We start from the raw sequence: 14,816 nt of genomic DNA on the forward strand, positions 1-14,816 counted from the left end.
AGATTGTCACTGCTTGAGAAATTTAGAGAGCTGCCGTTAGAAGACGTAATCGGCGACCGCTTCGGAAGATACAGTAAATACATCATTCAGGAGCGTGCATTACCTGATGCAAGAGACGGCCTGAAGCCCGTTCAGCGCCGTATTTTATATGCGATGTTCGCAGAAGGAAACACGAACGAGAAACCATACAGAAAATCAGCAAAAACGGTCGGTAACGTAATCGGTAACTATCACCCACATGGTGATTCCTCCGTTTATGAAGCAATGGTTCGCATGAGTCAGGACTGGAAAGTAAGAAATGTCCTGATTCAAATGCACGGTAACAATGGTAGCATTGATGGAGACCCTGCAGCTGCCATGCGTTATACAGAAGCTAGGCTATCTGCAATCGCTTCTGAACTGCTCCGTGATATTGATAAAGAGACCGTAGAATTCGCACCAAACTTTGATGATACAACCGAAGAGCCGGTCGTATTACCAAGTCGTTATCCGAATCTATTAGTCAATGGATCAACAGGTATCTCTGCAGGTTATGCGACTGATATTCCACCTCATCACCTTGGTGAAGTCATCGATGCGGTAACGATGCAGATCGATAACCCCGATGTTTCTCTTGAAGAATTAATGACTGTGATTAAAGGTCCTGATTTTCCAACGGGAGGAATCGTTCAAGGTCTTGATGGCATTAAGAAGGCCTTTGAAACAGGAAAAGGACGCTTTGTCATTCGTGCAAAAACGGAGATCGAGAGCTTAAAAGGCGGTCGTCAGCAGATTGTCATAACGGAAGTTCCTTTTGAAGTGAACAAAGCGAACCTCGTTAAGCGCATGGATGAGTTGCGTTTAGATAAAAAAGTAGATGGTATCGCTGAAATCCGAGACGAGACGGATCGCACGGGTTTACGAATCGTGATCGAGCTTCGTAAGGACGGGAATGCAGAAGGAATTCTAAACTATTTCTTTAAAAATACCGATCTTCAAGTCTCTTACAACTACAACATGGTAGCGATTCATAATAAGACACCGAAACTAATGGGTCTGAAGGCGATTCTTCATTCTTACATTCAGCATCAAAAAGAAGTTTTGACTCGCCGAACGCGATATGATCTAAGAAAAGCAGAAGAACGTTCACACATCGTTGAAGGTTTAATTAAAGCAATTTCTATCCTAGACGAAGTGATAGAAACGATCCGTGCTTCTAAAGATAAACGAAATGCAAAAGACAACATCATTGAAAAGTTCCAATTTACAGAACCCCAAGCTGAAGCGATTGTTACGTTACAGCTTTATCGTTTAACGAATACGGATATTACGACGCTTCAATCTGAAGCTGAGGAACTAGCGAAAAAAATTACGTATCTTCGTTCATTATTAGACAGTGAGAAAAAGCTGTTTAACGTTATTAAAAAAGAGATGGCTGAGGTTCAGAAGAAATACGCAGATCCGCGCCGTACCATCATTGAAGCAGAAATTGAAGAGATCAAAATCGACATGGAAGTGATGATTCCGTCTGAAGATGTTATGGTGACTGTTACAGAGGACGGATATGTAAAACGCTCTAGTGTTCGTTCATACAGTGCTTCAAACGGAGAACCGCCAGGCATGAAAGATACCGATTCACTTCTCATGGCGTCTCAGCTCAATACAACCGAAACGCTTCTCATGTTCACGAACAAAGGTAACTACGTTTACCTGCCTGTATATGAGATGCCTGAGATCCGCTGGAAAGACATGGGGCAGCACTTAGCAAGTCTTGTTGGACTAGATAAGGATGAAAGGTTGATCAAAGCATACCCGATTAAAGAATTTGCAGAGAATCAATACCTCATCTTCTTTACAAAGCAAGGTATGGCTAAGAAAACAGAACTTAAGTCTTATAAAGCCACTCGATATAACAGACCACTGATGGCCGTTAAATTAAAAGCAGATGATGAAGTTGTTGACGTTTCATTAACGAACGGAGAGCAAGATGTTTTCATCACGACACATTTTGGATTGGGACTATGGTTTGCTGAAGAAGAGATCTCAATTGTAGGACAAAGAGCTTCTGGCGTTAAAGGAATTAACTTAAAAGCTGGTGACCAAGTGGTGAGCGGATTTGCGCTGCCAGAAGATCCAGAAAAAGCACAAGTTGTTATTGCCACACAGCGTGGTGCGCTTAAAAAGATGAAGATTTCAGAATTTGAAAAAACATCGCGTGCTAAACGTGGTCTTGTGATGGTAAGAGAATTAAAATCGAACCCTCATCGCATTGTAGGTATGAAGTTAGTTACAGCCGATGATATACAGTTTGTTTTAGAAACAAGTTCAGGAAGAGTTGAAACGATTGCAGCAGCGAACTATAAGCCAGCTGATCGATATAATAATGGATCTTTCGTTGTGGATACAGGGGAAACCGGTCCAATTACTCGAATTAAATCATTGGTTTCAACTGAACAATCAAAAGAGTAGCGTTTGCTGCTCTTTTCTTCTTTTTTTGAAGGTTGAAAACTTCGGAGTCTCGAAAGTGGTTGATTTCAGTTCCAGGATGCTCGCTTTCCGGGGGGCGTGCGGTGAGCCCCCAGGAGTCTCGCACCTTACACTCCAATCACCTTTTTCAATGAGGAATAAAAGATAAAAACGATTAGAGCTATTACTTGTTTGTAAAGAGAAGGAAAGATTAATTGGAAAAGTACACAACCAGAGAAATGAGAGATACATAACATGAAGAGCAACACACATTTACTTGGAGGCGTTGTAGCAGGGGCTGCTTATAAAGCATTTACCGATTTGCCTCCGGAGACTCTGCAGCATGAGCTGACTTTTTTTGGTGCGGCTGTTCTAGGGAGTTTACTTCCTGACCTTTGCCATCCAGGATCCTATTTAGGTAAGAAAACGGTTTTTCTTTCAAAAACGATTTCTAAGACATTTGGTCATCGCACGATCACTCATAGTTGGGTTTTGATTTTATTACTATTTTTATTGCCACAATGGATGGATTGGCAATTTGAAGAATCTTTAAGCATCGGTTTAGTGGTAGGGGTGCTTTCACATCTGGTTTTGGATGCTGCAACATCTAGAGGTATTCAGCTTCTTTATCCGCTGCCCATTCGATTTCGTTTTCCTTTCTACACGAAAACAGGATCTAAAACCGAAACAAACATTGCTTCGTTTCTGGGATTAATAGCGGCTGTCTTGATGATTCACCTCTATATCGTATCTTTATTTTAAGACATGAACTTAAAAAAGGGTTTAATTTACTTCCTCAATGGTAATACAACAAATGTACACAAAAATTGAGGAGTGGTTAAATAATGGCTAAAATTGCAACAGTACTCGCTAACATGTTTGAAGATGTAGAATATACGGATCCAGCAAAGGCATTTCGTGAAGCTGGCCATGAAGTAACCGTGATCGGCTCAGAAAAAGGAGCAACACTTGAAGGAAAGCAAAAGGAAGCACAAGTAACTACGAATGCTGCAATCTCAGAAGTGTCACCTGAAGATTATGACGCGCTCTTCATCCCTGGTGGGTTCTCTCCTGATATTTTAAGAGGTGATGATCAATTCGTACAGTTCACAAAGCATTTTGCTGATGAAGGAAAGCCTGTCTTTGCAATCTGTCACGGGCCGCAACTGTTAATTTCCGCTGAGGTACTCAATGGTAGACACATTACAGGGTATAAATCCATTCATGTTGATCTAAAGAATGCAGGAGCAACAGTTAAGGATGAAGAAGTAGTGGTATGCGGGGGTAATCTTGTAACAAGTCGCCAACCAGAAGACATTCCAGCATTCATTCGCGAATCCTTAAAAACGCTACAACAATAACTTTTGATAGAAAAACCGTCTAGAACCTGGTTCTAGACGGTTTTTCACAGGTTGAAACTAAATTCAGCACAAAGCGTACAATGGGTATGAAAATATAGATGGGATGAAGGACGATGGAATCAAAAGAGTATTTATTAAATGAACTAAAACAGATCGAGAAATGGGAGAAAGATCAAAAAGGCTTGTGGTTCTGGGAGCGTATTACTCGGCTGCCGTTCAAGCTGCTTGATAAAGTGACACCAAAGTTTATTCAAAATAAGATCGGTACACTTCTCGATGAAATTGGCGGGTACATACAAAACGGCGGTCAATATCTATCCAAAGAGGAATCTGTTTTTCAGTTCTACGAAAAACAAACGGGTAGAATGATTCATGAATTAGCAGACTTTAAAACAATACCAGTTGAAGAAATGAAGAACGTTTCTTTAGAACTAGCAAACAAACGAAAAAGTGCTGCTACACTACAAGGAGCCAGTACAGGGATTGGTGGTATCTTTACATTAGCGATCGATATCCCTGCTATATTAGCAATCTCTCTAAAGACTTTACAAGAAATTGCAATCATACATGGATATGATCCTAAAGATAAAGAAGAACGAGTTTTTATTTTAAAATGCCTTCAATTCTCTACGTCTGATTATGTAGGGAAAGAAGCTATTCTAAACGATCTGGCTGCAATCAGTGATGACAAGATGAAATCAAGAGAAGTTATCTCTCAAATACAAGGTTGGCGAGAAGTCACATTAACATTTACAGAGTCATTTGGTTGGAAAAAACTTTTTCAGATGGTACCCATTGCAGGAATTATCTTTGGCGCATTTGCGAATCGATCCATGATCAATGACCTTGCAGAAACAGGAACAATGCTTTACCAAAAAAGAAGAATTGTTGAACGGTTAAAAAGTAATACGATTCCTACTATAGAATCGGAGTAAAAAAATATGAAAACGACATTTCTACAGGAGATGTCGTTTTTTAGCGGACTAGTCATATGCACATTTATTAAACGCTTTTTCTTATAGAAGGACTAATGAACGTGTATGTGGAAAAGTACATGTAATACATAAGGAAGACAGATAAATTTTAGAACGTAAGCAGGAGATGAGGGCCATAGAAGATGTTGATAAAAGAAATCGATTAGAAGAAAAACCTTTTAGTTACCGAGAAACAAAAGATCAAAACGTATTTTTAGATTATTACGGAAAACAAATAAAAATCCTTCGAGGAAAAGAAGCTGAAAAGTTTTTGAATCGAATAAGAGCCGGTGAGAATGAGTTGGCAGAACAATTGATTATGGCTAATAACAGGCAATTTTAAAAGAGGTAATGAACGAAAATCATGACAACTGTAATTCCTTGTTGTGCTCAAATACTAGTAAACTCATTTCAAGTTCAGGAGTGGAGTAGATGATAGGATTCAATTACGAAGATTATGATGGATTAGGACTTGCTGAGTTGGTTAAAAAGAAAGAAGTTCAGCCTATTGAATTGGTTGAAGCTTCCATTAAAAGGATTGATACACTAAATCCTAAAATCAATGCAGTTATAAACATGATGTATGAAAAGGCGCGAATAATGGCGGCTAATGATCAAGATGGCTTGTTTGCAGGTGTACCAACGCTGTTGAAGAATATTTCGCAAGAGGTGGAAGGAGAACCGATTACGGCAGGCTCGAAAGCTTTCCTTTCTTACCGGGCAAAAACGGATTCTGAATATGTAAGAAGATTACGAAAAGCAGGCATTTTATTTCTCGGACAAACAAACGTGCCGGAGTTTGCGTTAGTCGCTTACACAGAACCTGCTCAATATGGACCCACTCGAAATCCGTGGAATTTGAACCATACGCCAGGGGGATCAAGTGGAGGGTCAGCTGCAGCAGTCGCTTCTTTTATGGTTCCTTTTGCAGGAGCAAACGATGGTGGAGGTTCTATTCGAATTCCAGCATCTTATTGTGGCTTGTTTGGATTGAAACCAACAAGAGGTAGGACCCCAGTCGGACCAAATCTTGGCCGCTCATGGCAAGGGGCTTCAACTGAACACGTCATAACTCGAACGGTTAGAGATAGTGCAGCAATGCTTGATCAATTACAAGGTCATGAGAAAGCAGGTGCCTTCCATACACCAAAATTTGAAGGCAGTTTTCTTAATGCAGCTACCACTCCTTTAAATCGAAAGTTGAGAATTGCTTATTCTATCTCTTCTCCCATAGAAACTGAAGTGCATCCTGAATGTCGAGATGCCGTTATCAAATCTGCAAAATTATTAGAGTCTATGGGGCATCATCTGGAAGAAGTTGATGCTCCTGTTGATGGTCATAAGTTAGTGAAGAGTTATCTTATGATGTACTTTGGGGAAACCGCTGCAACTTTAACGTCTCTTGAAAGTATTTTGGGGCGGAGGGCGACATTCAGAGATGTGGAGCCTTCTACGTGGTTACTTGGTTTGCTGGGAAAAGCAACTTCTGCAGAAGAATTTGTACTTAGTATAAGAGAATGGGATAAGGCAGCTTCACAGATGGAGACCTTTCATGAAACGTATGATCTTTATCTCACACCAACCACCGCCTTTCCTTCGGCAATGATTGGAGAGCTTCAGCCAACCGCTTCCGAACAAATTCTTATTCGTACTGTAGGTCAGTTCGGACTAGGAAAGGTTTTAAAGAAAGCAGGAATCGTCGATCAAATTGCTCGGAAAAATCTCGCTCGAACACCTTTTACACAGTTAGCAAATCTAACTGGACAACCTGCTATGTCTGTTCCACTTCACCTTACAGAAGGAGGGTTACCGATCGGAGTTCAGTTCATAGCGGCTAGAGGACAGGAGAGTTTGTTGCTGCAATTAGCTGGAGAACTTGAACAAACTGATCTTTGGGTGGACGTACGTCAAAATCCTTTGTTTAAAAAAACTACGATACATTAACCGTTTAGCTGTAGCTAGGCGGTTTTTTATTTGGGTGAACCATAATCTTTTATCTACATAAGTGACGAGTACTTGTTCATACAATGAAAGTGGTACTCCACTTCATTCATTTTACGACTATAGAAGGAGGTAACGTGTTGAAGACAATAACTAAATCATTGAGAATCCTGGATACTCTCAACAACAATCCTACAAAGGATGATCTTAAGACAGCCCTTTTGTCGTTAAACATTGAATACGAAGACGTGGAATCAGAACTGAAAACCTCAGAGAATAAACCTTATTACAGAAAGCTTTTATATCAGAACAAAGATGTAGAGTTATTAGTCATGAATTGGTCTCAACTAGAGTGTGCACCACATGATCACGGTTCTTCACAAGGGTGGATTAAAGTGCTGAATGGTTCAACGAAGAATACGGTTTATGAGCTAGAAGAAAATGGATTACCACGCGAATTATTTACAAAGAATCATGACAAGGACCAAGTTTTGTTCGCCCCTAAACATGGGGTTCACAAGATGAAGGCTGAAGAAAATAGTGACCTTGTCACACTTCACCTCTATTCACCACCGATTAGTGGTATGAAGGTTTATGATCTTGAAAAATGTTCAGTATGCGTAGTTTCTGATGATTGCGGAGCATGGTGGCCGGATGAGCAACGTCAAAAGTTAAGAGAAATACAGTTGAACGCATAAAAAATGATTAAAGTCCAATTTAAGCCAAAGCTTAATTGGACTTTTCTGATGCATCCTTCTTATCGATCTTCTAAATGTTTTGCAGTAGCACTCCATTCTACCTCTTTCTCATCTTTTAACGTTCCGAATAAGACATCGATAAAAGGAGTGGAAACGCCATACCAATAGTTCTCGTTCTTGTAATGATGTAGGGTATGTGTCTTTTTAATCCATCTGCCAAATCTGGTTTTAGGCTTTAGCGGACGGTGAGCGACATAGTGTTTCCATTCATAGATGAAGAACATGAACAGAAGACCGCTAGCAAATGACAAGGTATACGGAACGGATCGTGTAATGAGATAAAGAAGAGTAGATAAAAAAAAGAGGCTAGGAGCGCTATACCAAACAGGCAAAAACAATAACTTCAATTCATTTGGTTTTCTGTGATGATCATAATGCAACCTCTTTATCAATTTGAACAAAAACGTATTCTTAGGTGCTTTAATATGAAAGAAAAAGCGATGTGTGAAGTATTCGCTGAACATGTAAATTAAAATACCTAGAGGAAAGAACGATAAGACATTAATTGTAATGTCCGTTGTAAATAAATAGCTATTCATCACTATGAAAATAACCATCATTATTAAGATATCCATATGCAAGAAAAAGTCGCCGTATATTCCTTTACTCTTCATTTAGTTAACCTCCGTTCATCTGTTTCTTCCAAAGATGTAAACTGTTTTTCATCATCGATCGAGCTATCTTTTCAGTTCCTTCAATGTCTCCATTCAATAGTGAGTCCAAAAGAGCAAAGTAATATTGTTTAGAAATGGATCGGTGTGAGGAGTTTTCAAAGTATTGTAGTGCCATTCTATGATAAAGGTCATTAAAGCTATTTAAGATTAGGCGATATATGGGATTTGGAGATAACAAAGCTATATCTTGCTGCAATTCCCAGTCAAAAATGGCATATGAATGGGGTTCATCGCTCAATTCATCCAATGACGAGAACAAAGCGATTAATTTTAGCCGTTATGCTCAGCTGCATCTTTTAAATAAGCTGGCGTTAAAGAAATTCTAAGCTCGAGCATATGTTCAATGAAATCAACGGGAATTTCATCTTCAAGTTGCAGCATATCAACTATTGTCATTATGTTTCCTTGTTGCCAATAATCATTGACTGTTGCTGGCATCCCTTTATGAGTTGTGATCCAACCATTCTGTTCTAATCGTTGCAATGCCTCTCTAATTGTTGGTCTTCCTACATTAAATTGAGATGCGAAATCTCTTTCAGATGGCATTAATTTATGAAAGCCTATTTTTCCTTCTATTATGGAATGGATAATCTGCCGTCTTACACTATCTGAAGATCTTGTTTTCACTGTGAGTTACACCTCTTTTCTGCTGGTATTACCAATGACTGATTGTGGTATTACCACTATATAAACGAAAAAGAGGTTCATGCCTCTATTAAAATCTATGGCTTTAAAAATGCCTGAATGATCATCCAGGTGCTTTTTGTGTTTGCATAAAACAGAAGGCAGTTACAAAAGCTGAGAACATCAATTAATTAGAAAGGGGAACAAGAGATGAGCCAGCAATTTTTCAAAAGAAAACGTCATGACTCTTCGTCAGCAACTGAAAAATATGATCATCTTCATGTATCCTCTGATCTAAAGACGAATATTAAAGAAATTAAAAACATTCTAGGGGAAAGTATCGATGTGAAAATTGTAGAGTTTTTAGAGATGCCTATTTCTTTTGGCATTTGTTACATCGAAGGATTGATCAACAAACAACAACTAGAATTATCCATTATTGAACCTATAAAGCGGACACAACTAGAAAATAATAAATTACAACCGAAAGAACTTATCCATCAAACAGAAGTTTCCGCAATGATAAGCTCTTGTCCTCATTTTGATTTAATCATTACTCCCGTTTTAAAAGGACAAATCATTATCTTTGTAGACGGAATGACTGAGGCATACTCTATTCCCCTTGAAACGTGGGAGACACGTGGTGTAGAAGAACCAGAAGCTCAAACGATGGTAAGAGGACCACGTGAAGGATTTATTGAAACCCTTCAGACAAATACAACCTTGATTAGACGCAGAATCTCAAATCCTACTTTACGTTTCAAGCCATTTCAGGTGGGAAAGATTACGAAAACAACGATCTTAGTTTCTTATCTAGAAAGCCAGGTTGATCAAGAAGTCTTACAAGAAGTGATAAAACGGATAACGAACTTGAATACGGACAAAATCTTTGAAAGTGGCATGCTTGAAGAGTTGATAGATGAGAACGGATATTCTCCGTTTCCTACTTTTCAATCTACTGAACGACCAGATGTAGCGGCTGCGGCGTTATCCGAGGGTAACGTTGTGATAATGTTCGAGGGTACACCGTTCGTCCTTATCACCCCAACAACATTTATTTCGTTCTTTCAAGCGGCTGAGGATTATTACCATCACTTTGATCTCTCGAGCTTCATTCGTGTGATTCGTGTTATATCGTTCATGATATCTCTTGCTCTTCCAGCTGCGTATATCGCAGTTACTACCTTCCATCAAGAGTTGATTCCAACGAATTTGTTAGTCAGTTTGGCGGCTCAAAGGGAAGGGGTGCCTTTTCCAGCTTTTGTTGAAGCGCTAGTTATGGAAACGATCTTCGAAATTCTGCGTGAAGCTGGGATTCGTATGCCACGACCCATAGGTTCAGCGGTTTCCATTGTAGGAGCTATTGTTATCGGAGAATCTGCTGTAGCTGCAGGCCTCGTTTCACCTGCAATCGTAATCGTTGTTTCGTTAACGGCCATTTCCAGCTTCGTTTCACCATACTATGGTTTTAGTGGAGCTGCACGTTTGCTTCGATTCATCCTAATGATCTTAGCAGCAACAACAGGGATATTTGGTATGATCTTTTTCATGATCGGCCTACTGATTCATCTCTGTTCACTAACATCAATGGGAAGGCCTTACTTTTCTCCATTAGCTCCTTTTCAATCAGGAAAACAAAAAGACAGTTTATTGCGCCTGCCTCTGTGGTGGACACAAACGAAACTGCATAGAAAATGGGTAAAAAAATCATGAGAAGATGGAACTTAATTGCTGTTATCTTCTCTTTTATATTCATTCTATCCGGGTGTGCGGGTCGAGTAGAGCTCAACGAACTACTAATCGTTTCCTCGATAGGTGTGGACTACAAAAAAGATAAAACGATTGTTCATTTTCAAGTGGTGAATCCTGGGGGCACAGCAGGAGGACAGGGTGGTGAACCATCTGGAGGTTCTGGAGGCTCTGTCTATACGTACACGGTAGAAGGAGAAACTCTTTATGATGCTGTTGAAAAAGGGAGAAATATACTCCCTCGACAATTACTTTTTTCACATATTACAAGCGTGGTTATCGGTGAAAAATACGCAAGAAAAAAAGGGATAGCCCCACTTTTTGATTTTATGGAACGAAATCATGAGGTCAGGGACAACATCATCATGTTTGTTGCTAGGAATTCAACCGCAAAAGATATTCTTTCGATATATACGCCGATCTTTAAGAACCCTGGAGAGTCATTAAGAAATCGAGTGAGGTTAGCTGCCACTTCTACAGGAATATCAGAAGGAATCAAGGAAAAAGACGTTGTCCGATGGCGTTATGGAGAATATAGAGATCCTGTAGTTCAAGGTGTCGAGATCGTAAAGATCAGTGGCAGTCAAGATGATACATCCAATTTAGAAAATATTGATGCAAATGATAAGACCTATCGAATTTCAGGATTGGCTGTGTTCAAGAAAGATAGAATGGTGGGCTGGTTGAATAACAATCAAACGAGAGGTTGGTCGATAATCAATCAAAAAGTGAAGGACATCTTCATATTAAGTCACAACTGTGATAGTCAAAAAGGTAATGTAGGTTTTATGGTAAAGAACGTTGACTCTAAAACGAAGGTCCACTATATAAATGGTAAATTAAAATATGTTGTAAGTGTTAAAGGAAAAGCCATTTTACAAGAAGTGACTTGTGCAGTTGATGTCGGAGACCCAAACACTCTTTTAAAGATGGAAAAACGTGTGAATCAGGAATTAGAAAGACATATTAAAAACACGGTTAAAAAGGCACAGGAAGAAGAAACGGACATCTTTGGATTTGGAAAGCTGCTATACAATAAAGATCCAGAAGTCTGGAAGGGATACAAAGAAAAATGGAACGAAGAGTTTTCTAATGTAGAGCTTGAAACAGATGTGTCTATAAAACTTGAATCTGTAGGAGCAAGGGTGGAAACGATCCATGAGCAAAAGTAAATCCTATCAAATTACACTTACAGGCTTTTGGATCTTTTCAATGATCAACGTAGCTAGCTTCCTGTCGAATAGAAAATGGCTTCCTTGGTCAGATTGGATCAATTCTATCTATTCACCACTATATAAACTGATGTTTGGAGGATAAACATGAACCATACAATAAATCGATGGCAGCTTGTTTTAATCGTAATCAGTTTTATAATGGGAAGTTCATTATTAATGGCACCTAACTTAACTGCTTTTTTCTCGGGGCAGGATGCATGGATTTCAATGCTTTTCGCTGTAATAATTGGTTTGGTCTTGAATGTCATTTGGATATTACTTCTGAAACGATACCACTTTCGTTCTATTTTTCGGATTACCGAAGTTGCCGGAGGTAAAGTGGTGGGAACGATACTAAATATAGTGATCATCTTTTATGCTCTTCATTTAGCTTCCTACGTCGTACGAAATCTTAGTAACTTTATGATTTCGAACGTCATTCCAGAATCTAGTCCATGGACTTTTCAGATCATGATCATCTTACTTGCTGTGTATTCATGCTTTTATGGGCTAAATAATATAGGTCGTGTAAATGAATTTTTAACCCCTTTTATGATTCTCTTTTTTATTTGTTCACTAGCTCTAACAACAAATCAGTTTAGATTTTCACACTTGCAGCCATATTTTGAACAAGGGTTCTTAAAGATCTCACAGGGCGCGTACACGACAACGGGATTTCCTTTTATTGAGATCATTCTATTAGGAAGTGTTCTTACATATGTGAAGAACAAAGATAAACTCTCAAAAAGTTATTTAGCAGGAATCTTGCTTGGTGGAAGTGCTCTCATCTTAACCGTATTTATTGCTGTCGGAGTAGAGGGTGCTTATATGGTTAAAAGACAAAGCTATCCAACCTATGAGTTGATGAGAGATATTTCAATCATCAACATATTTGAAAGGGTAGAGGTCATTATAGGAGTAGTATGGATATTTGGAATTCTTGTTAAAATCGTAATTTGTCTCTTCACAGCGTTAAAAGGATTACAGCATCTATCCAAATCTTCAAATTATCATCCCTTTTTACTGCCTGCTGGTTTACTAATCTGGGCGATGAGTAATCATATTCACAATAATACGATGGAGTTCACAGATTTTGTAGGACGAAATTGGACACTTTGGTGGTTTACCTTATACATGATTGTACTGTTAGTATTAAGTTTAGGGATTTTGCGTAAAAAAGATAAGTCTATCGATCCACACACAGAAGATACATTTCAATAGTATTTTCTATAATAATGAGAAAGTGCAAGCAATGGCCAAATGTTATCATAACTGTGATAACGAATATAAAATGCACCAGGTAAGCCGGCTCCTGTTGGATAGTTGGCTTCTTCTTGTTTAGTTAGCAACCACAAGACAGCTTTCTCCATTTCTGATGTGGGTTGATCGCATATACAAGTTAGAGCATTAAGTGCCCAAGCTGTTTGAGAAGCTGTACTTTTATTTAAACTGACATACGTTCTCTTTGAATCACTTTTACAGGACTCACCCCAACCACCATCTTCATTTTGAATCGCTATCAGCCACTTCTTTGCTTTTTGAAGGGCTCTTTCATTTTCGCGAACTCCACACGATCGTAAGCCTGTAACGGCAGCCCACGTTCCATAAATATAACAAACTCCCCATCGTCCATACCAAGAACCATTGGCTTCTTGGTTAGAAAGAAGCCATTTCACACCTTTTTTGATGCAGTCGTTTTCCTGATTCAAACCATGGAAACTTCCTAAAAAATCTAATGTCCTGCCTGTAAGATCCGGTGTGGAAGGGTCGATCAGAGCATCCTTCGCATGTTTAATCGGGAGACTGCCAATCAAATATCGGTTAGTGTTCTTCTCAAATGCTGCCCAACCACCGTCATCGTTCTGCATAGACAAGAGCCAAGACAAACCTTTCTCATAGCTAGAAAAATAAGTTGAATATGTGCGACAGTATCGTGCAATTGTTCGGAGTGCTACTTGCGTATCATCAATATCAGGATGCTGTGTGTTACCTATAGAAAAGCCCCAGCCACCAGGAAGTGCATCTGGATTATGAACCGTCCAGTCACCATACTTATATTGCTGCTGAGAAAGGAGAAGTCTAGCTCCTTTTAATACTTGTGTATGGGTATGAGGAACACCCGCTTCTAACAATGTATAGAGAATGAGAGAGGTATCCCAAGTGGTAGAAGGAGAGTTCTGTAAATGTATTTTTCCATCTACTTCATAAAACATTTTCATCAAACCACTCAGTGCATGTTGAATAATGGTTGATGAACGATCAACACCATTAGAAAGGAGACCATATACCATAAAAATGGTGGTTAGTGCATAACTAAGAAGTGTTCCATCCGGCTCAATATGATTTTGAATATAAGAAAGAATGTTTTCTTTCTTTGTATGATTGTATGAGTCTCTTACATTCAAAATTGAAAATAGATTGATCCAATCTTCGATATTAGATCCTTGATCTGTTTTTCCAAAAATTCCAGATAGATCTGGCGTATAGCTAGAAGTAAGTTTCTTTTTTCCTTCAATCATTAACATGACAGGAGCAAAGTGAGCTCTCGCATAGCTGCTGATATCATAACGATTGATGGGAGAAGTGAGAGAAAGTGAAAAGAGAATGGCAGGGTCGATCGGAAGCTCTGGCCAGTGATATAAACCGTTCATGGCTAAAAAAACTTTAGTGAGAATGTCCGCATTCTTTAATCCTCCATTATTAATAATGAAGTGCTTGGCGTGTAGAAGTGATTCTTCTGTTTGTGTGAGGGACTGTGAATACAAAAGAGCCGTGTAAGCTTGTATGGTCGCAGACAAGTTTGCAGGTTCCTCGTCCGGATATAATCGCCATAAGCCATCATGAGACTGTTTGGAAAGAATTCTTTCAGCTATTCGTTTTATAAGGCTCTCATTCTTATAGTCGATTGTTCGTAACAAAATGAGCATATAGGCATCTGTGATTAGAGAATTCTCAAAACAATAACACCAAGTACCATCCGCTTCTTGTTGGGAAAGGAGTTTATTACACCGTTTATAAATTTCTGATTCTATCTTCTTTTTTATGTTCAAATTCCTCACCGCACTTTATCCATAGT

At 39.0% G+C, this 14,816-nt stretch carries 14 protein-coding genes and 1 pseudogene; 11 read left to right on the forward strand and 4 right to left on the reverse strand.

What is annotated here, in order from left to right:
• Positions 1 to 3: 3 nt before the first annotated feature.
• From parC to ACFS5O_RS13860, 7 genes and pseudogenes are all read left to right on the forward strand, one after another.
• Positions 4 to 2,448: a DNA topoisomerase IV subunit A gene (gene parC, locus ACFS5O_RS13830; protein ID WP_205726352.1), complete on the forward strand. Its 2,445-nt coding sequence runs from the start codon at positions 4 to 6 to the stop codon at positions 2,446 to 2,448.
• A 252-nt stretch (positions 2,449 to 2,700) separates the two neighbouring features.
• Complete coding sequence (locus ACFS5O_RS13835; RefSeq protein WP_205726351.1) at positions 2,701 to 3,207, forward strand: metal-dependent hydrolase; 507 nt, start codon at positions 2,701 to 2,703, stop codon at positions 3,205 to 3,207.
• Positions 3,208 to 3,290: 83 nt separating this feature from the next.
• Positions 3,291 to 3,806, forward strand: coding sequence for a type 1 glutamine amidotransferase domain-containing protein (locus ACFS5O_RS13840; protein WP_379839269.1), 516 nt, complete (start codon positions 3,291 to 3,293; stop codon positions 3,804 to 3,806).
• Between the two features lie 113 nt (positions 3,807 to 3,919).
• On the forward strand, positions 3,920 to 4,741 hold the full coding sequence (locus tag ACFS5O_RS13845; protein ID WP_205726350.1) for an EcsC family protein: 822 nt from the start codon (positions 3,920 to 3,922) through the stop codon (positions 4,739 to 4,741).
• A gap of 175 nt (positions 4,742 to 4,916) precedes the next feature.
• A pseudogene (locus ACFS5O_RS13850) lies at positions 4,917 to 5,148 on the forward strand (hypothetical protein).
• Between the two features lie 64 nt (positions 5,149 to 5,212).
• Positions 5,213 to 6,724: an amidase gene (locus tag ACFS5O_RS13855; RefSeq protein WP_205726349.1), complete on the forward strand. Its 1,512-nt coding sequence runs from the start codon at positions 5,213 to 5,215 to the stop codon at positions 6,722 to 6,724.
• A 134-nt stretch (positions 6,725 to 6,858) separates the two neighbouring features.
• Complete coding sequence (locus tag ACFS5O_RS13860; RefSeq protein ID WP_318300217.1) at positions 6,859 to 7,419, forward strand: cysteine dioxygenase; 561 nt, start codon at positions 6,859 to 6,861, stop codon at positions 7,417 to 7,419.
• A gap of 59 nt (positions 7,420 to 7,478) precedes the next feature.
• Here the strand turns inward: ACFS5O_RS13860 and ACFS5O_RS13865 are convergent, their stop codons facing one another.
• The 3 genes from ACFS5O_RS13865 to ACFS5O_RS13875 are packed head-to-tail and all read right to left on the reverse strand — an operon-like array spanning position 7,479 to position 8,780.
• Entirely contained in the window at positions 7,479 to 8,093 is a 615-nt protein-coding gene (locus tag ACFS5O_RS13865) for a sterol desaturase family protein (protein WP_205726347.1), read from the reverse strand.
• A 4-nt stretch (positions 8,094 to 8,097) separates the two neighbouring features.
• Positions 8,098 to 8,412, reverse strand: coding sequence for an FCD domain-containing protein (locus tag ACFS5O_RS13870; protein ID WP_379839272.1), 315 nt, complete (start codon positions 8,410 to 8,412; stop codon positions 8,098 to 8,100).
• 11 nt (positions 8,413 to 8,423) lie between these two features.
• Positions 8,424 to 8,780 (reverse strand): FadR/GntR family transcriptional regulator, encoded by a 357-nt coding sequence (locus ACFS5O_RS13875; RefSeq protein WP_205726345.1) that lies wholly within the window; start codon positions 8,778 to 8,780, stop codon positions 8,424 to 8,426.
• Between the two features lie 207 nt (positions 8,781 to 8,987).
• On the opposite strand from ACFS5O_RS13875, the gene ACFS5O_RS13880 reads away from it, so the two are divergent.
• The 4 genes from ACFS5O_RS13880 to ACFS5O_RS13895 are packed head-to-tail and all read left to right on the forward strand — an operon-like array spanning position 8,988 to position 12,961.
• A complete protein-coding gene (locus tag ACFS5O_RS13880; RefSeq protein ID WP_205726344.1) occupies positions 8,988 to 10,490 on the forward strand; it encodes a spore germination protein in 1,503 nt (500 codons plus the stop codon).
• Complete coding sequence (locus ACFS5O_RS13885; protein WP_205726343.1) at positions 10,487 to 11,698, forward strand: Ger(x)C family spore germination protein; 1,212 nt, start codon at positions 10,487 to 10,489, stop codon at positions 11,696 to 11,698. Before ACFS5O_RS13880 ends, ACFS5O_RS13885 begins: the two co-directional genes overlap by 4 nt.
• Complete coding sequence (locus ACFS5O_RS13890) at positions 11,685 to 11,843, forward strand: hypothetical protein (RefSeq protein ID WP_205726342.1); 159 nt, start codon at positions 11,685 to 11,687, stop codon at positions 11,841 to 11,843. The genes ACFS5O_RS13885 and ACFS5O_RS13890 overlap by 14 nt, the downstream gene beginning before the upstream one ends.
• A 2-nt stretch (positions 11,844 to 11,845) precedes the next feature.
• Positions 11,846 to 12,961 (forward strand): GerAB/ArcD/ProY family transporter, encoded by a 1,116-nt coding sequence (locus ACFS5O_RS13895; RefSeq protein ID WP_205726341.1) that lies wholly within the window; start codon positions 11,846 to 11,848, stop codon positions 12,959 to 12,961.
• On the opposite strand, the gene ACFS5O_RS13900 is transcribed toward ACFS5O_RS13895, so the two are convergent.
• The gene (locus ACFS5O_RS13900; RefSeq protein ID WP_205726340.1) at positions 12,955 to 14,790 is read right to left on the reverse strand and encodes a terpene cyclase/mutase family protein; all 1,836 of its coding nucleotides are present in this window, start codon (positions 14,788 to 14,790) and stop codon (positions 12,955 to 12,957) included. The two genes, ACFS5O_RS13895 and ACFS5O_RS13900, sit on opposite strands and share 7 nt — an antisense overlap.
• Positions 14,791 to 14,816 lie beyond the last annotated feature (26 nt).

The sequence above is a fragment of the Fictibacillus nanhaiensis genome (assembly GCF_042686385.1).
GTDB lineage: Bacteria > Bacillota > Bacilli > Bacillales > Fictibacillaceae > Fictibacillus > Fictibacillus nanhaiensis.